Raw genomic sequence first — 19043 nt, 5'->3', positions numbered from 1 at the left:
GTTCATCCTTTCTCAGATTGCGATCCCGCGATCGCGGCCAAGGCTCCAGTCGATGCCGCCCGCGGTGGCGGTGCCGGTGACATGCTGCCCGAGGTGCCGGTCGAGCGCCGGGCGCCAGGGCACGAGTTGAAAGCCAAGGCCGTCGTCGATCATCGCGAAGCGCCCCGAGGCGAGCGACACGCGCTCGCGGTAGGTCCCGCTCACCGCGTCGCCGGTGGCCGGCGGGCGATGCGCGAGCCCGGTGCGCGCGGCGATGGTTTCGCAGGCCGCCTCGAGGTCGCGCCGCTTCAGCGTTTCGATGAGATCGGGCGCCAGTACGAGCTTGCCGTTCTGTCGGCTCGCGAGGCCTTCGCTCGCGAGAAACTCGGCGCGCGCTGCCATGGCGCGGCGAACATCGATGCCGAAGCCCGAGGTTCCTGCCGTGGGCTTCGCCGCGACCAGCTCGCGGTCGAGCCAGGTTGCGCCGCGCGCGGATGTCTGGTCGGCGACCGCAAGGTCCGATCGCAGGGCGAGCGAGAGATGCTCGCCGCCGTCGCGTCCTTCCCAGCGCCGCAGCTCGACGACCGCGCCCGGCTTCGCGTCCCCGGTCCATTGGAGATCGGAGAATTTGATGTGATGGGTCCGTCCATCGGTCCCGTCGACGATGGCGAAGGCGGAGCCGGCAAGCTCATCGTCGAGGCCGCGTGCGACCAGCCGCCCGACGAGGCCCGAACGCTCCGCCTCGCCGTGAAGGGCGAGCCTCGATGCGTCGAAGGAGAGCCCTTGCATGCGCATGGCGCGGTGGACGCCCTTGATGATGTCGCCTCGCTCGCCGAGGTCGCGCAATAGGGTTTCGGCGCGCGGATCGATCTCGAAAATGCCGGGTCCAAGGCGCGTCGCAAGCCCAAGCGCCTCGAGCTTCGCCGCACGTCCGATGAGATGCCGATCGCGGCCCGGCGGCGAGCTTGGGTCGGGACGAAGATCGACGATCCCCGTTTCGCCGCCGCGTTCGCGCAGGCGCGCATCGAGCCCGGTCCAACGCTCGGCGCCCGTCTCCCGCACGAGGCTCGCGTCGATCTCCTGTTCGTTTCGCGGGCCGAGTTCGAGGGTCGCGATCTCCGACGCCCGTCCGCGCACGCCTTCCGACATATAAGCGCGGTCGACGACCAGGTCGCTTCCGTCCTCGGCGACGCCGCGCAGGAGTATATGGATATGCGGATTGTCGGTGTTCCAGTGATCGACCGCCACCCAGTCGAGCCGGGTCTCGAGATCCTTCTCCATCCGGCCCATGAGATCGCGGGTGAAGGTCCGAAGGTCCTGCAATTGCTCCGCATCTTCAGGGCTGACGATGAAACGGAAATGATGGCGATCGTCGGCGCAGCGATCGGCAAAGGCCTCGCGGTCGGCGGTATCTCCAGACGCATCGAACATCATGGCATCGCGACCATCGCGGGTGACGCCGTCGCGTTCGAGATAAGCGATATGCCGTGCGAGAGGCGCGGAGCGAAACTGCGCGCCCTTATGCCGGACGATGCGCGCCATGACCGTCACGCGGCGCTGCGCGGGGCCGCGCCGGATCGTCGCAAGCGCGGCGCGGCCGCGGCCATGCCGACCGGTTCCGCTGCGACCGCCGCCGCCCCGACGGGAGCGGGTGTAACCCGAGCGGGCGGCTGCCTTGCGCACCTGCGCCGCGAGCCTCTTCCCGCGCCGCGCCGATCCCGAACCCGCATCGCGACCCCTTCCCGGTCGCACCCGAAAATCATGCTCGTCGCCGCTCACAACGCCGGTGCCATATCGTAAGCGCTTGTTCTGCCTCGGAAATCCAGAGGTCGATATGGCAGCCGGAGGGGGGTGCCATACGCATAAAGCGCTGTAATCCAACCACAATCTGCCGGCGAGCTGGCAGGTCTTTTATCTTGCCATCCCCCCGAACCCCTTCTGAACGCCAAGCAGTGCCTATCCATGGACCGGCGCACTCCAGCAAATATCGCCAGGACGACCATCACCGATTGTCCCCGGAAAGCGGGACGAAGAGGGGCGAGGGAGCAGGCGCGGAATTCGACGGCCCAGCAGGCGCGGCGTCGCCGCGCTGCACCGAAGTTGCAGCCGGCGTGTCCGATCGCTGCTCGGCGAAGAGCGAGGCGCTGCGCCAGCTCGGCGGTTCGGCAGTCCGCGCCATCGCAGATGACGGAGCAGCCGGCGCACCGAGCGCGGGCGCGATGGCTGCGACATAAGCCACCGTCTCGGCGGGCAAGCCGCGCCGCCCCGCTGCATAGGCGTCGGCGCGGCCGGGGCCTGCATTATAGGCAGCGAGCATGAGGCGAACGTCGCGATATCGGTCCCACATCGCGCGCAGATAGGCCGCGCCCGCGAGGATGTTGGCACGCACGTCGAAGGGGTCGGACCCGAGACGATGCTGCGCCGTCAGCATCGCCCAGGTTGCGGGCATGATCTGCATCAGCCCCATTGCACCGGCATGCGAGAGCGCCCGCGGCTTTCCGCGGCTCTCGACATGCATCACGCGCCATATCCAGACCTCCGGAACGCCGAAGCGATGCGATGCCTCCGCCACATGAGCGGCATAGGGGTGGGCCGCGGCCGTCGGCTCTTCCGCCGGTGCCGCGCCCCATGCCCGGTCCGGGGCGGCGCTCGCCGAGCAGAGCAGCAGCAAGGCGAGGCGCACGGCGCGGACGCGCGCCGAGCGAGCCGGATGCATGATGCTCACGCTTGTTCGCGTGGAACGGGACGCGTCCAGAGGAGATGATATTCATCCTCGTTCTGCGTCGAACGGAGCAGATTGGCGCGCAGCGGAACCGCGAGCGCCGGATCGTCGATCTGCAGGGCGATATAGGAGCCGGCGCGTTCGCTGCGGCGTTCCCAGCCTGCCCCGATCTCCACGCCGGTATCGGCTTCGACGAGCAGGACGCGCCAGGCCGGCGCATTTTCCGCGTCGTTCGGCTTCGCCGGAACGATCGCGATCATCGCATCGAGCAGCAGCGTCCGGATCTGTCCGGCATAGCCGTCGCCAGCAGTTTGAAAGCTTCCGATAATCATGAGGACATATCCTTTCCTTCGAGGGTGAATGCGGAGCGATCGGCGTCACGGCGCCAGCGCAGCGGCGCGCCGGGCGCATCGCGCACGAGAAGCGGGTGCGCGACGCCGACGACGCCGGTGTCGGGGAGCGGTCCGAAATATCGGCCGTCGAGACTGTCGGGCGCGGGGTTTAGGAGGAACAGTTCGCCGGGGCGCAGGAGATGGCAGCCGAGCCAGCGCGGCAGCGACCGCCCGAGGCGGTCCGCGTCCCGCGCGCGCGCTGCCGGCGCGCCGTCGATCGTCACGAAGGTGCCGCTGCGGCAGACGAGCGCGCCTTCACCGGCGGCGACATGCTTCAGGAGCGGCACGCCGCGCGGCACATAGCCGCGCACCGCGAGGCGCGTCGCGACCGCCTCGGGCGGGTGGAAGAGGATGAGGTCGCCGACCTCGGGATCGGCGCCGACATCGACGCGGTAGAAGCCGATCGGAACGCTCGGGCTCGCGTTCCAGATGAGGCGCGGTTTCGGCGCGAGCGCTGCCGCCGCGACGAACAGCCCCGCGAAGAGCGTAGCGCTCGCCGCGGTTGCGCGGAACCAGCGGCGGTTCATGGCGCGATCGCCTTGCGCTGGAGCCATGCCCGGTGCCGCTCCGGACCATAGGGCCGGAACGGCAGTCCGGCGGCGATATGGCTGCCGATGTGGCGCCAATGATCGGGCGCCGTCTCGCACGGGTCGAGCCCGTCGGCCTCGATCGCATCGATCGCCGAGAGCACCTGCTGGACCTTCGGCCAACCGTCGACGCGGAGCAGGATGTCGCCTCCGGGACGCACGTAGGGATGCGTCGCGAAGGGGGCGCGGGGCGCGGGCGCCGCGATGACCGAGATGCTCGAGAAGATCGTGCCGAAATCGTTCGCGCCCCAACGGACGAAGCCGAAGACGGCCTCGGGCCGGAAGGAGACGATGCGCGTCCGGCGGCTGACGATGCGCTCGGCGGCGACGCGGCCGAAGCGCAGCCAATTCTCGAGCCGCTGCTCGATCCAGGTCAGCTCAAGGTCGGTGAGACCGCTCGCGGTCGCCGCGACCGGCTGCACGCCGGGAGCGGGCGGGATGTTCTGGGCGGAGCGCATCAGCGGCGGACCGGGCGCGCGGGATGGACGACGCCCTTGCCGGGATCGGATGTCGACTTCTTGCGGCCGATCTCGGCCCAGGCGTCGAGATCAGCGATCGCGTAGACGATCCGCCCGCCGAGTTTGCGGTATTCGGGACCCGTTCCGAAGCAGCGATGTTTTTCGAGCGTCCGGCTCGACAGGCCGAGGTGCAGCGCAGCGTCGGGCGTCTTGAGGTAGCGCGGCGAAATGGGGGTATGCATGTCGCTCAAAAGGGGCCTCCGTTCGCAGCGCCGGGTCCCGTGGGGGGCTCCGGCGGAGAGGCGGCGACATTCGGAAATCGGGATGCGGTTTAGGAACGGACAAAGTGACGACGCGCGGAATGTCCCGATCAGGCGGCGCCGAGCAGCTCCTGATAGCCGCCGTCGCGCATCGCGACCGCGGCGCGGTGCCAGCGCGCGATGCGACGGCGCTCGCTCGATCCGTCCCAGTCGGCGGCCGAGAAATCCTGGGCATCGTCGAGGATGAGGGCGGCGGCGATGTCGCGCGCCGAACGCCCTTCGGCGGAGGCGTCGAGGAGCCGCAGCCACTGGATGAGACGCCAGCGCTCGGATGGTCCGGGGGCGCCTCCCCGCAGGAAGCGATGCGTCGTGACGCCCGCCGAGAAGCGGCGCTGTACGGCGAGGCTCACGGCCATCCGCAGCTCGCTGTGCGGATCGGCCGGATTTACATAGGCGAGCCGTTCATCGGCGAGGAAGCGGCGAAGCCAGAGGCGGAAGCGCCGTCCGTCGGCCACGAACACGAGATGCCACTCGCCCGGCAGGATGATCTCGGAGGCGATATCCGCGGAGGCGATGAGCTCGGCGAGCCGCGGCGCGGCAAAGCCGTCGGGCGCCGGTTCGGCGATGGCGACATGCGCGCAGGCCTCGGGCTGCCAGAGCGCGGGGGATTCGGTGACGGATCGGTCAGGGTCTAGGGCGAAAGACCAACCCCCATCGTCGCGCCAGCCCAGCGAGGCGCGCGGTGCGCCGCCGCGTCGGCGCCAACGCGGCCGAACGATAGGCGCGGCGATAGGCCGGGCTTCGGCGCAGGAACTCCTGCGCGAAATCGGCGCGATCATATGTTTCGAATATTCTCGGAAAATATGGCGATTGCCAATCGACGACCTGATCCATTCGCACCTCCGGCTGATCTTCAGGAATGAAAGCAAAGCCTATCAGCAGCTTGCCCGCATCGGCTGGAACATGGTTAGCGGCATGCAAAGGATCATCGTAACGCATTGCGGCGGAGAATCCCCGCGCGAAAAGCCTCAAAATGAGAGTATCGCCGCCCGGCTTGCGGCCGGGCGGCGTGCTCGATCAGTCCCGCCGCTGGGGACGGGTCCAGACGAGGTCATAGTCGCCGTCGCTTCCTTCGAAGAGCTGCGCGAAGATGGGCGCGGTGAAGCTCGGGTCGTCGAACTTGGTCGAGAGATAGGTGCGGTCGTCCTGGCTGGTCTTCTCCCAGGCCGCACCCACCTCGACGTCGCCGACATAGATGCGGTGGGTCGGAGCGCTGGGTTTGGGATTGTCCTCGGGGACGATGCGAACCGCGTCGACCGAGAGGGCGAGGCTCGCGATTGCGCCCCGATATTCGCCCTTCGCTTTCTTGAAGGTTCCGATCTTGGCCATCTTGAAGTCCTTTCCTTGCTTTCGAGCCGCAGGATCGCGGTCTCGATGCGCATCGGTGGCCGGAAAGGAGACCGCGCCGCAGCCGCAGGCCCGGAGCGAAGCAAAGGACGGCAGCGCAGCGATTTTCTTGGTCCGCGAGGAACGGCGGCACGCCGGGGGAAGAAAATCGGGGAGCGCCGTTGCGGCCAGCGGGCTCAGCGCAGCGGCTTGCCGGCAGATCGCGCAGGGAAGAGACCGTGTTCCTGCGGCGGGAGCGAAGGACTCAGAGGCGGTCGGAAGCGGGCGAAGCGGAGGCCGGGATCGCGGGTGCGCGATCGTCACGTTCCCGGTCGCCGACACCAATTGCATCCACCGAAGACCCGTTAAGTCCCCGGACCGCCGCCACGGCGGCGACGACGGCAGCGAGCATAGGCAGGATCGCCACCAGCATGCCCTCCGTAGCGAAGAGCCGCACGATCCCCGTCATGCCATAATAGCCTGCGACCCCCGCCGGGAGGAGGAAGAGCATTGCGACACAGGCTCGCAGCAATGTCGATCCGCCGTGCGCGTAGAGGTGCCGTCCAGCAAGATGGAGCAGGATCCCCGCCAGGAATGCCATCGCAAGGGCAGCGCCAATGCCATAGCCCCGGTCCAGAAGTTCGAAGGCGAGAGCAATGCCGGTGCCAAGCGGCAGCGCGAGTGCCGCCAGCCGGAACAGAAGCCAGATGAGATAGAGGCCTGCGGCAGCGCCGAGGATAAGCATGAAAGTCACGAGCGTCCTCCCTGGGGACGCGCTCTCCACCACCACCACAGCGCGGTCTGCACCGTCAATCTAGCAGACAGCCGCCCGCGACGGAACCGGAACTGGAACCATCGCGGGGCAAATTTTGCGGGCTCAGCGGTTGAACGGGTCATATTCGCACACGATGTGTTCGGGGTCGCCGTCGAACTCTTCGATGGGCATCACCGCATAGCCTTTTGTCGTTTCGATAAGGACGATGATCGTCATCATCGTGCGGGCGAGGCTCCAGCCGAGCGATTGAGCGGTGGAAAGCGGCATGGGTTTGGCTCCTGTCCTTTCGGAGCGGGACCGTTCCCGCTCGACAGTCGCCCCGCCGGCCGGGGGCGGGCCGCAATCACCGCAGCAAGGCTGCGGCCGCACGCGAAGCGTAGCGGACCCTTCACGGGTTGATTGAAGGAGGCCCGGCTTCGAGCCCAGGGATCAGCGGCTATCGAGAGCGGGTATGGTTTCGCGGGGACTGGAGGCCCTTGCGCCTTCCTCCCGGACCACAATCTGCGTGCGCCGTGGCCCCTGTAGTGGGACTTGGCGATCGTGCCTCTCCACACGAGGTTGCTTGCCTTCTGCCTTGGGTAGGGGTAGGGGGTATCCCTATGGCACATCTTTCAGGCGATAATTCCGAACTCATTGCGCGCGTCCGCCGCATCAGCGGACAGGTTGGCGCGATCGAGCGAGCGCTCCAGTCGCAAGCGCCGTGCGCCGAAGTCCTGCATCTTGTTGCGGCAGTCCGCGGCGCGGTCGCCGGGCTCATCGAGGAAGTGATCTCCGATCATCTCGAGGAGCATGTCTCGCGCCCGGGGCTGACCGACGCCGAGCGCGCGGCCGGTGCCGAGGAGTTGCTCACCGTTATCCGCCGCTACAGCAAATAGGATCGCATAATGGCCACTACCCCCATCGCGGACGCGCGTGTCCACGATCATATGTTCCTGGGCGCGTCACATGACGAGAATGCCCGGCGCACGCTGCTCGTCGTCGTTTTGACCGCGCTGATGATGGTCGGCGAGATCATCGCCGGCTACATCACGGGATCGATGGCGCTGCTCGCCGATGGTTTCCACATGGCGACGCATGCCGGTGCCCTCGGCGTGGCGGCGATCGCTTATGGTTATGCGAAGCGCAATGCGCACAACGCGGCCTATAGCTTCGGAACCGGCAAGGTCGGCGATCTCGGAGGATTTGCCTCGGCGATGGCGCTCGGGCTTGTTTCGCTCGGCATCGGCGTCGAAGCGGTGTCGCGACTGTTCAATCCGACCAACGTCGCTTTTCTCGAGGCGACTGTCGTCGCGGCGGTTGGCCTTGGCGTAAACATTGCGAGCGCCTTCCTGCTGTCGGGCGGGCATCACCATGGTCATGGGCACGGACATCACCATGGTCATGGCCATGGCCATGGCGACGATCATCATCACAACCATGGGCCAATGGCGCAGAGCGGCGACAATAATCTGCGCTCGGCCTATGTGCATGTGCTTGCCGATGCGTTGACGTCGGTGCTCGCCATCGCAGCCCTGCTTGCGGGACGCTATCTCGGATGGGTGTGGATGGACCCCGTAATGGGGATCGTCGGCGCGATCGTGATCGCGCGCTGGTCGTGGAGCCTGATGCGCGACACGGCCGCGGTCCTGCTCGACCGGAGCGACGATCATGTGGCGGAGGAAGTCCGCGAGCTGGTCGAGGCGCCCGGCGATGCCCGGATCGTCGATCTTCACGTATGGCGCCTCGGACCCGACGCGCATGCCGCGATCGTCAGCGTCGCCGGGCCTGCCGGTCTCACCGGCGCGGCGATCCGCGAGCGCCTCGCGCCGGTCCACGAGCTGCGTCACGTCACGATCGAGTGCAACTGAGCGATGCGTTCGCCCTGCATCGAATTATGTGCGTTCGACGGTCGGACGGGCTGGTGCCCCGGCTGCGGCCGCACCCAGTCCGAATGCCGGAGCTGGAAGAAGGCCTCGCCATTCCAGCAGCGCAAGCTGGCCTCGGAGCTTCCGCGCCGATTGGCGAAACTCACGCAGGAAAAATGACGGCCCCGCCCGAAGGCGGGGCCGCTGGGGTCAGCTCGGCGGGTTCCAGATAAGCACCTTCTTCATCGGATCGTCGCCGGGCGCGTTCGCGATATTCGCGTAGATCGTGCCGAATTCGGGGGCCGAAAGGGTGACCGAGACATATTCGGTGCCGTTCGACTGCGACGTGCGGGTCCAGCCGGCGCCGACCTCGTAGCCGTTCTTGCGCGCGATCACGCGGAAGTCGGGCTCATTGTCCTTCACCTTGCGGCCGTTCGGGACGATCGCGATCGGCGCGGTGACCAGAAGGGTCGTCAGCGTGCCTTCGAAGCTGCCGTCGGCCTTGACGGTGAGATTTGCGATGGTGGCCATGTCGTGTCTCCTTGGGTTGCTCGGGACCATCCCCGATGGCGCCGACCGAAGGGCCCGCGAGCCGCCGTCACCGAGCGGTACGCGAGGGCGAACCCCCGCAGGGGGTTGACGGCATGAGGCGAGCCGAGGCCCGCAGTCAGGCAGCCAAGGAGGGAGTGGTCCTGCAACCGGAGCATTTGGCCACCATCAGTGAAAGTCATGGCTCCGGACGCGCAACGCAGGCTCGCGGCTGTCGGGCCCGCCCCCGTTCCGCGCCCCGTCCCCGCGTCCCGGCGCAATGGAAAGCGCGCTGCGCCCGACCTGCCGCAGCATCGCGTCATGGTCGGTTATCCGGTCACAGATGACATGAATGATCTCGCCTTCCTTCTGGACGCGGCCGCGCATCGCGATCATCGACGCCGCCATGACCTGGCGCCGATAGATGTCGAAGCGATCGGGCCAGAGGATGCCGTTGGCGATACCGGTCTCATCCTCGATCGTGACGAACAGCACGCCCTTTGCCGAGCCGGGGCGTTGCCGGACGAGGATCACCCCGGCGACCTCGATATTCCGGCCATCGCGGATCGAGCCGAGATCCGCGCAGCGGACGATCCCCATCCGGTCCAGCTCCTCGCGCAGGAAACTTAAGGGATGCGCGCGCAAACTCAGTTGAAGCGTGCGATAATCCTCCACCACCTCGCGTCCTTCGGTCATCGGCCGAAGCGCGGTCGGCGGTTCGAGCCCTTCGGGCGAGAAGTTCGCCTCGCGCGCGTCGGCGGCCGCGAAGAGCGGCAGCGGCGCCTCGCCGAGGCCGCGGACCTTCCACAGCCCCTGCCGCCGGTCCTCGGACAGAGAGGCAAATCCATCCGCTTCGGCGATCCGCTCGATCGCGGCGCGCGGCACGCCGGCGCGCCGCCATACATCCTCGACGCAGTCGTAGGGCACATCGCCGCGCGCCCCGACGATCGCGGCACCATGTATGTTCGCGAGCGATCGAACCTGGCGGAAGCCGAGGCGAACCGCGAGATAGCGCCCGTCGCTCCTTTCCAGCGTGCAGTCCCAATGGCTGTCGTTGATCGAGACCGGGCGCACCTCGACGCCGTGATTCCGGGCATCGCGCACGATCTGCGCGGGCGCGTAGAAGCCCATCGGCTGCGCGTTGAGCAAGGCCGCGCAAAAGACGTCCGGATGATGATGCTTCATCCAACATGAGGCATAGGCGATTTTCGCGAAGCTCGCGGCGTGGCTCTCGGGAAAGCCATAGCTCCCGAAACCCTCGATCTGCTTGAAGGTACGCTCGGCGAAATCCTTGGGATAGCCGCGCTCGACCATGCCGCCGACGAGCTTGTCGTAGAAATGTGATACGCCGCCGGTGAGCTTGAAGGTCGCCATCGCGCGGCGAAGCTGGTCGGCCTCGACCGGCGTGAAGCCGGCACCGACGATCGCGACCTTCATCGCCTGCTCCTGAAAGAGTGGCACCCCCAAGGTCTTCTCGAGCACGGCGCGAAGCTCGGGCTTTGGATATTCGGGCTTCTCCTTGCCTTCACGCCGCCGAAGATAGGGGTGCACCATGTCGCCCTGGATCGGGCCGGGGCGGACGATCGCGACCTCGATCACGAGGTCGTAGAAGCATTTGGGCTTGATCCGCGGCAGCATCGACATCTGCGCGCGGCTCTCGATCTGGAAGACGCCGAGCGTGTCGGCCTTCTGGATCATCCCATAGACCGCCGGGTCGTCGTCCTGCAGGTCGGCCATGCCGACATCGATGCTCTTGTGTTCGCGGAGCAGGTTGAACGCCCGGTTCATGCAGCCGAGCATCCCGAGACCCAGCACGTCGACCTTCATGAATTTGAGGACGTCGATATCGTCCTTGTCCCATTCGATGATCTGGCGGTCCTCCATCCGCGCCGGCTCGATCGGCACAAGATCGTCGAGCCGCTCCTCGGTCAGCACGAAGCCGCCCGGGTGCTGGGAGAGATGCCGCGGCGTCCCGATCAGCTGCCGCGCTAGATCGAGCGTCAGCCGAAGTCGATAGTCATTGGCGTTGAGGTTAAGCTCAGCGATGCGCTCCTCGGGGATGCCGTCGACCGACCAGCCCCAGACGAGGCCGGTCAGCATCTTGGTGAGATCCCGCGGTAGCCCGAGCGCCTTCCCCACCTCGGCGACCGCCCCGCGGGTTCGGTATCGCGTGACCACGGCGGTCAGCGCGGAGCGATGACGGCCGTAGGTCTCGTAGATCCACTGGATGATTTCTTCGCGCCGCTCATGTTCGAAGTCGACGTCGATATCGGGCGGCTCCTTGCGTTCACCCGACACGAAGCGCTCGAAGAGCAGCTCGTGCTTGATCGGGTCGATCGAAGTCACGCCGAGCAGGAAGCAGACGCAGCTGTTCGCGGCTGACCCGCGCCCTTGGCACAATATGCCGCGCCGCCGGCTCTCGGCGACGATCGAATTGACGGTCAGGAAATAGGGCGCGTAGCCGAGCTCGCCGATCAGGCGCAGCTCGTGATCGATCTGTTTCCGAAAGGCAGGCGGCACGCCGCCCGGAAACATCCGGTTCGCACCTTCCTCGGTCAACGCCGCCAACGCTTCCTGCGCGGTGCGGCCCTCCATCACCTGCTCATAGGGATATTGGTAGCGGATCTCGGCAAGGTCGAAGCGACAGGCTGCCGCGATGTCGGCGGTCGCCGCGATCGCGTCGGGGAACAGCGCGAAGCGCCTTTCCATCTCGGCCGGGCTCTTCAAGGCCCGGTCCATGAAGCGTTCGCGCTTGAACCCGAGCGCATCGACCGTCGTCTTCTCGCGGATCGCGGTCAGCACGTCCTGCAGCGGGCGCCGTTCGGGCGCATGGTAGAGGATGTCGCCGAGCGCGACGCTCCGCACCGCCACTTCCTGCGCCAGCGCATCGAGCGCGCGAAGCCGCGCGAAATCGCCGGGCCGGCGGCGCAGCGCGAGCGCGAGAAAGGCGCGCGGGCCGAAGGCGCCGCTGAGCTCGGCGAGATCGAGCCGCGCCCGTTCGTCGGCTTCACCGGGCAGGAGGATCGCGACGAGGCCCTCGGCCGAGGCCGCGACGTCGGGCCAGTCGAGCCAGCAATTGCCCTTGCCGCCGCGCCCCTTGCCCAAGGAGAGCAGCCGGGTCAGCCGCGACCAGGCCGCGCGGTCCGTCGGATAGAGGAGGATCGAGCGACCGTCGCGAAGGTCGACGCGCGTCCCCGCGATCAGCCGGACGCCGGTTGCTTCCTGTCCCGACAGACCGCGCACCATGCCGGCGACGCTGCCCCGGTCGCAAAGCCCGAGGGCCGAATGGCCGAGGGCAGCGGCGGCCGCGAACAATTCCTCGGGCGAAGAGGCCCCCCGCAGAAAGGAAAAATGGCTCGTGGCGTAGAGTTCGACATAGGTCGTAACGGGGTCCGTCATCCGAACACGCCGTGCATGTACCAGCTGAGGTCACCCGTCTTGTCGGTGATCGCGTCGCCGCGGCGGAAGAGCCAGAAGCGCTCGCCGCTTGTCGCCTCGACCCGGAAATAGTCGCGAACCGCCCACATCTCGCCCGGGCGGCGCCACCATTCGCCATGGATGCGCTCGGGGCCATCGCCTGCGACCACCGCATAGCTCCGCCCGCGCCACGCGAAGCGGCGCGGCGGATGGTCGGGAAGCAAGGCGACGACGCCCGACAGCGCCTCGGGCCGCGCGAGCATCCGGATCGGCCGCGGCCAGACGGGCCAGCCGGCAGGCTGGGCCAAAGGCCCGGCGCGCACGATCGCGCGCTCGGGGACATCGCTTTCGATCGCGGACAGGCGGAACAGCGCGGCATCGCCGGCGCGGCCGGCCAGCGCATCGACGAGCGGAGCGAGGTCGGGCGCCTGGCGTGCCGTGTTGAGCACGGCGGCGATCGCCTCGGGCGCCAGCGCTTCGACCTGCGGCGCCGCGAGAACCATCGTCTCGATCCCGAGCCCCGGCTCGATCCGGTCGATCCGGAGCCTGAACAGGCGCAGCAGATGTTTCGCATCGCGCGTCGCGCGCGCCGTGCCGACGGTGACGAACTGCGCGCCCATGTCGAGCCGGTCGCAGCGCAAGACGAGGCTCCGCACGCCAAGACTGCGCTCGCGCAGCGCGAGCACGAGATCGCCGAGCAGGTCGGCGATGACCTGCTCGATCGCCTCGGCGGTCCCGATCGGCTCGAGCAAGGAACGGCGCGCCTCGGGCATGTCGAACGGGACGACGGGCACGATCGGCTCGGGTACGAACCCTCGCGCCTGGTCGAGCCGCTCGACCGCGCCGCGCCCGAGCCGCCGGGCCAATGGCCCGCGCGGCATCGGATAAAGATCGGCGATCCGCTCGATCCCGAAGCGCGCCGCCGCGGCGAGCGCCTCCGGCGCCAGCCGGAGCGCCGCCAGCGGCAAAGGCGCCAGCGCCTCGCTCTCGCCTCCTTCCGGCAAGATCCGCACGCCCGCGCCGCCATCGCGTGCGAGCGCGTGAGCGGCGCCGGGCGTGCCGGCGATCGCGACACGCGCGGTGAAGCCGAGGCGCCGTAGAAAACCGAGCAGACGCGCCGCGAAACGCTCTTCGCCGCCGAAGAGATGCGTCGTGCCCGACAGGTCGAGCCACAGCCCGTCGATGCCCGACACTGCCGCCGTCGGCGTCCAGCAGCGGGCGGCGTGGAGCGCAAGGCGATCGAGCCACGCGCGATCGGCGTCGGGTGCGGCATCGAGTATGTCGAGATCGGAGACCAGCGCGCGGGCATGGGCGGCCGCCATGCCGGGCACGAGGCCGAGATCGAGCGCCGCCGGACAGGCGGCGGTCACGACGTCGCGCTGGCCGGTTCGCGCGACGACGATCGTCGGACGGAGGCCCCAGAGCGGCGGCAGCGGCGCAGCGATCCCGCCCGACGTCCCGTCGTCCGAGCGCAACGCCCGGAACACCGGTGCGGCAGCTTCGCTCCGCCGTCCGAGCTCGCGCATCGTCGGTCGCTGGTGCGCCGGGAGGGCGTCGAGCGACGGCTCGCCGGAGTGCGTGCCTTGCGCCCAGCGCGCGCCCGGACGCCAGCCGCCGCCGCGCGGCACCGAACAGGTGCCGGGATTGTCGTCGACAGGCTCGGGGAAGCGCGGACCCGCCCGCGCCCGATCAGGCGGCGTGCCCGAATGCGACGGTGTCCGTTCTGCCCGGCGCAACCGCTCGATCGGCAGTTGCGGCAGGAAGAGCGAGGCGACCCTGGTCATCGCACGCCTCCAGTTCGAGGGAAAAAGGCGGCCCGCCGCGCTGCCGGACCAGCTCGACATTCCAGCGCCCGCGCCCGACGCCGGGCGAGGCGAGGCGGCCCGACGACAAGGTGCCGATGCGCCAGCGGGTCATTGCGAGCGACGGATCGGCGAGCGGGCATTGGCCATAACGCCGGTACCGGCGATAGAGGATCATCGGCGTGTTGCCCTCGGATGCTGCCAGTTGCAGCCGGCGCGTCGCGGTCTGATCGGCCGCTTTCACTTCGGCAACGACGCAGGCGAGCGAACCGTCGCGCAGCGCGTCCTCGCACAGCGCCAGCAGTTCCTTGTCGGTCCTGCCTTGAGCATAGAGCACGCGGTCCGGACCGAGCCCCGCCTGTTCGAGACCGGGGGCATAGAGATCGAACCGCGTCAGCGCCCAGAGCGCCGACACGTCGGGCGCCGCCGCGAAGCGCGACGCGATTCCAGCCGCGAAGAGCGTTGCCGCAGCGTCATCGCTCCAGCTTGCCGAGGCGCCCGTGACCTCGTGCAGGCCTGCGCCATCGAGCCCGCCGCCAGCGAGAAGATGATCGACCGGCCCGACGCCGAACGGCAAGACCGGCCCGCGCGAGGCGGCTACACGCGCCACCGCCGCGCGAAGCACGTCGATATCTCTGGCACTTGGCCGAGGTGCAGATTGGGGCGTCGTGCTCATGGGAAATATCGACTCAAATGTTCCCTTTATGTTCCACCGAGTCAAAGGGCGCGTCAAGCGGGCCGCGACGAACCGCCGGGAATCGGTGCGCGCCTTCCGCCCGGCCTCTGTAAAAGCGAAACAAATTGGGCTCATGATCGTGACGGCTGCGTCCTGCTGACGGAACGAGGATCGCCGCCAAAGCATTGGAAGACCGGTGACGGACCTATTGCGAGGCGAATCATGCGTGAGAATCACAGCCGCTATTCCACCGTCTCGATCGTCCTGCACTGGACGATCGCCATCCTGATCATCGCCAATGCCACCTTTGGCGGCTGGATGGAGGACGCCTCGGACAGCGAGAAACTTGGCTATTATCATCTGCACAAATCGGTCGGGATCACGATCCTCGCGCTCAGCATTATCCGGCTCGGTTGGCGCTTCGGCCATCCCTGGCCGGCCTTCCCCGGCGGCATGCCGTCATGGGAACGGATGCTCGCGCGCACGACCCATGTCCTCTTCTATGTGCTGATGATCGGCGCCCCGCTTCTCGGCTGGGCCGCAGCGTCGGCGGGCGGGGCGCCTGAAGTGCCGCTTTACGGCGCCGTGCCCGCGCCCAATCTTCCGCTACCGCTGAACGAGGATCTCGCCGAAGAGCTCGGCGACATACACAAGCTGATGGTGAAGGCCATTTACGTCGTGCTCGCGCTGCATGTTCTCGGCGCGCTCAAGCATCATTTTTTCGACAAGGACGAAGTGCTCCACCGGATGCTGCCGCTGTTTCGCAATCCGCGCGGCTGACACGCGTCGGCGTCACGGCATGCTGTCGTCGCGGCTGAGCAGGCCGAGGGTGCGCTCATCGCGCTCGCCGCCGAACCAGCGGATGAGCGCGGCGGAGAAGAGCGGCCGCCGGCTCACGGCCTCGAACAATGTCAGCGATGAACGCAGCTTGACGGCGTCGACCTCGCCGAAGACCGCCACCGGGTCGCTTGCCGGCAGGTCCTGGATCGCTTCGACGCATTCGGCATAGCGCGCGCCGAGAAGCGGATGGGCCAGATAGGCCCGCGCCTCATCGGCTCCCGCGAGACCGTAGAGCTTCGACGTCGCGCTTCGGCCAAGGCCTGCCAGCTGCGGGAATATGAACCACATCCAGTGCGAGCACTTCTTGCCGCGGCGAATCTCGCCGAGCGCGCGCGGGTAGATTTGCTCTTGCGCGGTCACGAACAGATCGAGTCCCTCTTCGTTCGTCATAAGGCAAGAGCGCCTTGTGCAGGCGGCTTACCATATACCTGCGTCACCTCGAGGCTGCCTTCGGGAAGCCATTTCAATATGTCCTCGGCCGGAACGCGCGGATCGAGCCAAGCGGCCCATTGATCGCGTGGCAGCGGAATGATCTGGCGATGGTGATAGGGTGCGATGTCGGGACCTGCGTCCATGGTCAGGAGGCTGAAGGCTTCGCCGACATGGCTGTCGCGCCAGACGCCGGCCATGCAGAACCAGCGATGGTCCTTCAGCGTGAACAGCCACTTGTCGAGCCGCTTCTGCGCAGGGTCGGTGGGATCGGTGAACTCATAGAAACCGTCGCAGAGGACGAGGCATCGCTGCATGCCGAGATCGCGGCGCTCCGAGCGCACATTATAGACCGGTTTGCCGCCCTGTCCGGGCCAGCTCCAGCGCCGGTTGACGAGCGATCCGGCGGCGGCGCCGTCGCTGCTCTTCACGATCGGCGCTGTATCGGTGATGCGGACATCCTCGCGCGCCGGCACGTTCGGTGCGCCCTCGGGCATGTCGATCTTGATCTGGAGGTTGTCGAAGTCCTCGGCGATCGACGCGATGTCAATTTCGAGCCGATAATCATTGCACATGCGCGTCGGCCCCCTCGCCCTTGCGACTCAACATCGTTCCCATTATGTTCCACATATGGGTATCGCGCCAACCCCTTTCGATCCCGACGCCCCGAGCGGAGGCGTGCAAGCGCTCGTCCGGCGCAATCCCGACAATATGACCGAGATCGAAATGGTCAAAGCGGTTTGGGGTTCCGACCCGCGGTTTAGCGACGGGATCAATTATCGTTTCGTGCGCGCCGAGGGCCGCGCCTTCCCGGCGCGCCGCTGCCTGATCCCGGCGTCCGAGTTTCGCATGGGAACCGGCGATCACCGCTACCGGGTGACGCTCGACAGCGGCAATTTCTTCTATCTCGCCGCAGTGTGGGACCCGCCACTCGCCGACTGGCCGCTGTCCTACCGCATCCTCACCATCCCGGCGGGCGCCGATGTCATTCCCTATCAGTCGCGCCACGGCGTGATCATCCAGCGGCGCGACGCGAACCATTGGCTCGACGGCAGCCTGCCGAACGAGCTGCTGTTCGAGGAACCGCCGCGTCGCACGCTGTTCGTTGAGCCTTTGCGCAAACAGGCGGAACTTCCGCTCTAGGTCATGATGTCGCCGGCCCGCAGGGCCCGAACAACCGCACTCTTGGCGAGCCCGCAGCGGGGCGGCGTGCGATGCGCTCCCGTGCCTAGCCGCCGCCCCGCAAGGATAGCGAGCCGAGTGTGCCGCGCGGCCAAAACAAAAGTGCGACCCCTGGCCGAGCCTGCGAGGCCAGAGCGCGCTCATCAGATGCCGCGCCCGACATGCCGCCGCGCGGCCGTCCCGCCGGGCACGCCGGCGGGACGTACCGGCTCAGCCGTTCAGACGATCCTTGACGGCCTTCGCGGCGCCGAAGGTCAGCTTCTTCGAAGCCGCAATCTGGATGGTTTCGCCAGTCGAGGGATTGCGGCCTTCACGCGCGGCCGATTCCTTGACCTTGAACTTGCCGAAGCCGTTCACCGAGACTTCGTCGCCCTTGGCGGCGGCGTCGGTGATCGCAGCGAAAACGGCATCGACAGCCTTCTTCGCATCGGCCTTGCTCAGACCAAGTGCGGTTGCGACGCTGTCCGACAGTTCGGCGTGGTTCATAAAATCATCTCCTTGAGCGGCCGGAAGGATCCCGGCCGGGCGGGCGCTATAGCGCCGCGGACGGATCGGCGCCATCTGCGCCGCGCCAAGGCGCGGCACGGCGAGTTGCACTCGGTGGCGGCGTGCGGCAGTAGCGGCGGATGCTTCCCCACCGCCTCATCGCATCCGCCCTGCTCCTGCTGGCTGCCGCCTGCTCGCCCGCGACCTCCGCACCCGCGAACCCGTCTGCTCCATCGAAACCGCTCAAGCTTGCGAGCTGGAACCTGGAATTTCTCGCCGCGAGGAACGGCGAAGGCTGCAACCCCAGGGATGACAGCGATTATGCCGCGATGCGCCGCATCGTCGACGACCTCGACGCCGATGTGATCGCCTTTCAGGAGGCCGAGAATGAGACCGCCGCGGCGCGGGTCTTCGACCCCGCCAAATATGTCGTGATCATGGAAGCGCGGAAGGGCGCGCCGGGCGGCACCTGCGGCGGCAAGTTCCCGTCGCAGACGGTGATCCGCCAAGCGGTCGGTTTTGCGATCCGCAAGGATATGGCCTTCGATCGCCATGCCGATGTGACGTCGCTGATGCGCGGCAACGAACAGCTTCGCTCGGGCGTCGACATCACGCTCCGCCCCGAGGGCCGCACACCGATCCGCCTTCTCGGCATCCACCTCAAGTCAGGCTGCTTCTCCGGGAACGAGGCGAAGGCCTGCCCCATATTCCAGGACCAGATTCCGGCGCTCGAAGCCTGGATCGACGCGGCCGCCGCCGGGCCCGAGCGCTTCGCGGTGCTGGGCGACTGGAACCGGCGGCTCGCGCTTCCCGGCGACGCGATCTGGACTAAAATCGACGATGGCGATCCGGCCAACGCCGATTTGATGCTCGCCGACGCGGGCCAGCCGCCGGCCTGCGATCCGCGTTACGACAGTTTCATCGATCATATCGTGCTCGACCGGCGCGCCGCCGCCGACCGGACGGGGTTCAGCGAAACGCTCTATGCGCCCGGCGAGAAGCATTATTCGGACCACTGCCCGATCGCGGTCACGCTGCGGCGATAGAAAAATTCCGGGCCTCGAAGTAGCCCACGGAACCATCGCGCGCCCGGCACGTTTCACTTACCTGTCCAGACGAAAGAATGGCAGAATTTGATCGCATCTTCGGATGCAATCTAGGGAAGCCCCGCTGCAGCGATGTAGCGGGGCTTACCATTTCCGCTCCGCAGATATGCGGGCGCCATGCCGCAGGCGAGAAGCCAAGCGGCCCGACGATCATTCTGCGTCAGGCACGTCCTC

General features: G+C 67.5%; 24 protein-coding genes. 6 read left to right on the top strand and 18 right to left on the bottom strand.

Features of this window, described 5'->3' with window-relative positions; all coding sequences use genetic code 11:
* Positions 1-12: 12 nt before the first annotated feature.
* The 11 genes from E5675_RS01950 to E5675_RS21370 form a co-directional block, all read right to left on the bottom strand.
* Positions 13-1758, bottom strand: a complete 1746-nt coding sequence (locus E5675_RS01950) for a DUF3363 domain-containing protein (protein WP_037553348.1) — start codon at positions 1756-1758, stop codon at positions 13-15.
* 223 nt (positions 1759-1981) lie between these two features.
* On the bottom strand, positions 1982-2695 hold the full coding sequence (locus E5675_RS01945; protein ID WP_081932958.1) for a lytic transglycosylase domain-containing protein: 714 nt from the start codon (positions 2693-2695) through the stop codon (positions 1982-1984).
* A gap of 5 nt (positions 2696-2700) precedes the next feature.
* Entirely contained in the window at positions 2701-3033 is a 333-nt protein-coding gene (locus tag E5675_RS01940) for a DUF736 domain-containing protein (RefSeq protein WP_039579016.1), read from the bottom strand.
* Positions 3030-3620, bottom strand: coding sequence for a S26 family signal peptidase (locus E5675_RS01935; RefSeq protein WP_037553345.1), 591 nt, complete (start codon positions 3618-3620; stop codon positions 3030-3032). The genes E5675_RS01940 and E5675_RS01935 overlap by 4 nt, the downstream gene beginning before the upstream one ends.
* On the bottom strand, positions 3617-4138 hold the full coding sequence (locus E5675_RS01930) for a DUF2840 domain-containing protein (protein WP_052181966.1): 522 nt from the start codon (positions 4136-4138) through the stop codon (positions 3617-3619). The genes E5675_RS01935 and E5675_RS01930 overlap by 4 nt, the downstream gene beginning before the upstream one ends.
* A complete protein-coding gene (locus E5675_RS01925) occupies positions 4138-4380 on the bottom strand; it encodes a helix-turn-helix domain-containing protein (RefSeq protein ID WP_037553423.1) in 243 nt (80 codons plus the stop codon). Before E5675_RS01925 ends, E5675_RS01930 begins: the two co-directional genes overlap by 1 nt.
* Before the next feature lie 128 nt (positions 4381-4508).
* Positions 4509-4814: a DUF2285 domain-containing protein gene (locus tag E5675_RS01920; protein ID WP_081932957.1), complete on the bottom strand. Its 306-nt coding sequence runs from the start codon at positions 4812-4814 to the stop codon at positions 4509-4511.
* A gap of 268 nt (positions 4815-5082) precedes the next feature.
* A complete protein-coding gene (locus tag E5675_RS21660; RefSeq protein ID WP_081932956.1) occupies positions 5083-5292 on the bottom strand; it encodes a DUF6499 domain-containing protein in 210 nt (69 codons plus the stop codon).
* Between the two features lie 183 nt (positions 5293-5475).
* A complete protein-coding gene (locus tag E5675_RS01910; protein WP_037553344.1) occupies positions 5476-5787 on the bottom strand; it encodes a DUF736 domain-containing protein in 312 nt (103 codons plus the stop codon).
* A gap of 262 nt (positions 5788-6049) precedes the next feature.
* Positions 6050-6538: a hypothetical protein gene (locus E5675_RS01905; RefSeq protein ID WP_058801025.1), complete on the bottom strand. Its 489-nt coding sequence runs from the start codon at positions 6536-6538 to the stop codon at positions 6050-6052.
* 123 nt (positions 6539-6661) lie between these two features.
* Positions 6662-6826 (bottom strand): hypothetical protein, encoded by a 165-nt coding sequence (locus E5675_RS21370; protein WP_162928261.1) that lies wholly within the window; start codon positions 6824-6826, stop codon positions 6662-6664.
* Between the two features lie 332 nt (positions 6827-7158).
* On the opposite strand from E5675_RS21370, the gene E5675_RS01900 reads away from it, so the two are divergent.
* The 3 genes from E5675_RS01900 to E5675_RS01890 are packed head-to-tail and all read left to right on the top strand — an operon-like array spanning position 7159 to position 8583.
* Positions 7159-7434, top strand: coding sequence for a metal/formaldehyde-sensitive transcriptional repressor (locus E5675_RS01900; protein WP_037553343.1), 276 nt, complete (start codon positions 7159-7161; stop codon positions 7432-7434).
* A gap of 9 nt (positions 7435-7443) precedes the next feature.
* Positions 7444-8406: a CDF family Co(II)/Ni(II) efflux transporter DmeF gene (gene dmeF / locus E5675_RS01895; protein WP_037553341.1), complete on the top strand. Its 963-nt coding sequence runs from the start codon at positions 7444-7446 to the stop codon at positions 8404-8406.
* A 3-nt stretch (positions 8407-8409) separates the two neighbouring features.
* On the top strand, positions 8410-8583 hold the full coding sequence (locus tag E5675_RS01890) for a DUF1289 domain-containing protein (RefSeq protein ID WP_037553340.1): 174 nt from the start codon (positions 8410-8412) through the stop codon (positions 8581-8583).
* A 30-nt stretch (positions 8584-8613) separates the two neighbouring features.
* Here the strand turns inward: E5675_RS01890 and E5675_RS01885 are convergent, their stop codons facing one another.
* From E5675_RS01885 to E5675_RS01870, 4 genes are all read right to left on the bottom strand, one after another.
* Positions 8614-8934 carry a DUF736 family protein gene (locus E5675_RS01885; RefSeq protein WP_037553339.1) on the bottom strand — a complete coding sequence of 107 codons (321 nt, stop codon included), beginning with the start codon at positions 8932-8934 and terminating at the stop codon, positions 8614-8616.
* A gap of 186 nt (positions 8935-9120) precedes the next feature.
* The gene (locus E5675_RS01880) at positions 9121-12330 is read right to left on the bottom strand and encodes an error-prone DNA polymerase (protein ID WP_037553338.1); all 3210 of its coding nucleotides are present in this window, start codon (positions 12328-12330) and stop codon (positions 9121-9123) included.
* A complete protein-coding gene (locus E5675_RS01875) occupies positions 12327-14132 on the bottom strand; it encodes a DUF6504 family protein (protein WP_081932951.1) in 1806 nt (601 codons plus the stop codon). The genes E5675_RS01880 and E5675_RS01875 overlap by 4 nt, the downstream gene beginning before the upstream one ends.
* The gene (locus tag E5675_RS01870; protein WP_231732704.1) at positions 14038-14775 is read right to left on the bottom strand and encodes a protein ImuA; all 738 of its coding nucleotides are present in this window, start codon (positions 14773-14775) and stop codon (positions 14038-14040) included. Before E5675_RS01870 ends, E5675_RS01875 begins: the two co-directional genes overlap by 95 nt.
* A 273-nt stretch (positions 14776-15048) precedes the next feature.
* Here E5675_RS01870 and E5675_RS01865 point away from each other — a divergent pair, with 273 nt between their 5' ends.
* A complete protein-coding gene (locus E5675_RS01865; RefSeq protein WP_037553336.1) occupies positions 15049-15606 on the top strand; it encodes a cytochrome b in 558 nt (185 codons plus the stop codon).
* A gap of 12 nt (positions 15607-15618) precedes the next feature.
* Here the strand turns inward: E5675_RS01865 and E5675_RS01860 are convergent, their stop codons facing one another.
* A complete protein-coding gene (locus tag E5675_RS01860) occupies positions 15619-16056 on the bottom strand; it encodes a DUF1810 domain-containing protein (protein WP_037553335.1) in 438 nt (145 codons plus the stop codon).
* The gene (locus tag E5675_RS01855; RefSeq protein ID WP_037553333.1) at positions 16053-16670 is read right to left on the bottom strand and encodes an SOS response-associated peptidase; all 618 of its coding nucleotides are present in this window, start codon (positions 16668-16670) and stop codon (positions 16053-16055) included. The genes E5675_RS01860 and E5675_RS01855 overlap by 4 nt, the downstream gene beginning before the upstream one ends.
* Before the next feature lie 103 nt (positions 16671-16773).
* Here E5675_RS01855 and E5675_RS01850 point away from each other — a divergent pair, with 103 nt between their 5' ends.
* Positions 16774-17238, top strand: coding sequence for an SOS response-associated peptidase family protein (locus tag E5675_RS01850; RefSeq protein WP_231732705.1), 465 nt, complete (start codon positions 16774-16776; stop codon positions 17236-17238).
* A gap of 249 nt (positions 17239-17487) precedes the next feature.
* Here the strand turns inward: E5675_RS01850 and E5675_RS01845 are convergent, their stop codons facing one another.
* Positions 17488-17763, bottom strand: a complete 276-nt coding sequence (locus E5675_RS01845; protein ID WP_037553418.1) for an HU family DNA-binding protein — start codon at positions 17761-17763, stop codon at positions 17488-17490.
* A gap of 140 nt (positions 17764-17903) precedes the next feature.
* Between E5675_RS01845 and E5675_RS01840 the strand changes: the two genes are divergently transcribed.
* Positions 17904-18809 carry an endonuclease/exonuclease/phosphatase family protein gene (locus E5675_RS01840; protein WP_037553331.1) on the top strand — a complete coding sequence of 302 codons (906 nt, stop codon included), beginning with the start codon at positions 17904-17906 and terminating at the stop codon, positions 18807-18809.
* The last annotated feature ends 234 nt before the right edge of the window (positions 18810-19043 follow it).

The organism is Sphingopyxis sp. PAMC25046, assembly GCF_004795895.1.
GTDB lineage: Bacteria > Pseudomonadota > Alphaproteobacteria > Sphingomonadales > Sphingomonadaceae > Sphingopyxis.
The sequence above is the reverse complement of the archived record's forward strand: the minus strand, read 5'-3'. Positions and strand labels throughout refer to the sequence as shown.

Bases quoted from the DNA above. Each gene is read 5' to 3' on its own strand.
- E5675_RS01855 (WP_037553333.1), bottom strand. From the start codon at position 16,670: ATGTGCAATGATTATCGGCTCGAAATTGACATCGCGTCGATCGCCGAG.
- E5675_RS01875 (WP_081932951.1), bottom strand. From the start codon at position 14,132: ATGACCAGGGTCGCCTCGCTCTTCCTGCCGCAACTGCCGATCGAGCGG.
- E5675_RS01935 (WP_037553345.1), bottom strand. From the start codon at position 3,620: ATGAACCGCCGCTGGTTCCGCGCAACCGCGGCGAGCGCTACGCTCTTC.
- E5675_RS01880 (WP_037553338.1), bottom strand. From the start codon at position 12,330: ATGACGGACCCCGTTACGACCTATGTCGAACTCTACGCCACGAGCCAT.
- E5675_RS01845 (WP_037553418.1), bottom strand. From the start codon at position 17,763: ATGAACCACGCCGAACTGTCGGACAGCGTCGCAACCGCACTTGGTCTG.
- E5675_RS01920 (WP_081932957.1), bottom strand. From the start codon at position 4,814: ATGGCCGTGAGCCTCGCCGTACAGCGCCGCTTCTCGGCGGGCGTCACG.
- E5675_RS01910 (WP_037553344.1), bottom strand. From the start codon at position 5,787: ATGGCCAAGATCGGAACCTTCAAGAAAGCGAAGGGCGAATATCGGGGC.
- E5675_RS01930 (WP_052181966.1), bottom strand. From the start codon at position 4,138: ATGCGCTCCGCCCAGAACATCCCGCCCGCTCCCGGCGTGCAGCCGGTC.
- E5675_RS01945 (WP_081932958.1), bottom strand. From the start codon at position 2,695: ATGCATCCGGCTCGCTCGGCGCGCGTCCGCGCCGTGCGCCTCGCCTTG.
- E5675_RS21370 (WP_162928261.1), bottom strand. From the start codon at position 6,826: ATGCCGCTTTCCACCGCTCAATCGCTCGGCTGGAGCCTCGCCCGCACG.
- dmeF (WP_037553341.1), top strand. From the start codon at position 7,444: ATGGCCACTACCCCCATCGCGGACGCGCGTGTCCACGATCATATGTTC.
- E5675_RS01890 (WP_037553340.1), top strand. From the start codon at position 8,410: ATGCGTTCGCCCTGCATCGAATTATGTGCGTTCGACGGTCGGACGGGC.
- E5675_RS01865 (WP_037553336.1), top strand. From the start codon at position 15,049: ATGCGTGAGAATCACAGCCGCTATTCCACCGTCTCGATCGTCCTGCAC.
- E5675_RS01900 (WP_037553343.1), top strand. From the start codon at position 7,159: ATGGCACATCTTTCAGGCGATAATTCCGAACTCATTGCGCGCGTCCGC.
- E5675_RS01840 (WP_037553331.1), top strand. From the start codon at position 17,904: ATGCTTCCCCACCGCCTCATCGCATCCGCCCTGCTCCTGCTGGCTGCC.
- E5675_RS21660 (WP_081932956.1), bottom strand. From the start codon at position 5,292: ATGGATCAGGTCGTCGATTGGCAATCGCCATATTTTCCGAGAATATTC.
- E5675_RS01885 (WP_037553339.1), bottom strand. From the start codon at position 8,934: ATGGCCACCATCGCAAATCTCACCGTCAAGGCCGACGGCAGCTTCGAA.
- E5675_RS01940 (WP_039579016.1), bottom strand. From the start codon at position 3,033: ATGATTATCGGAAGCTTTCAAACTGCTGGCGACGGCTATGCCGGACAG.
- E5675_RS01860 (WP_037553335.1), bottom strand. From the start codon at position 16,056: ATGACGAACGAAGAGGGACTCGATCTGTTCGTGACCGCGCAAGAGCAA.
- E5675_RS01925 (WP_037553423.1), bottom strand. From the start codon at position 4,380: ATGCATACCCCCATTTCGCCGCGCTACCTCAAGACGCCCGACGCTGCG.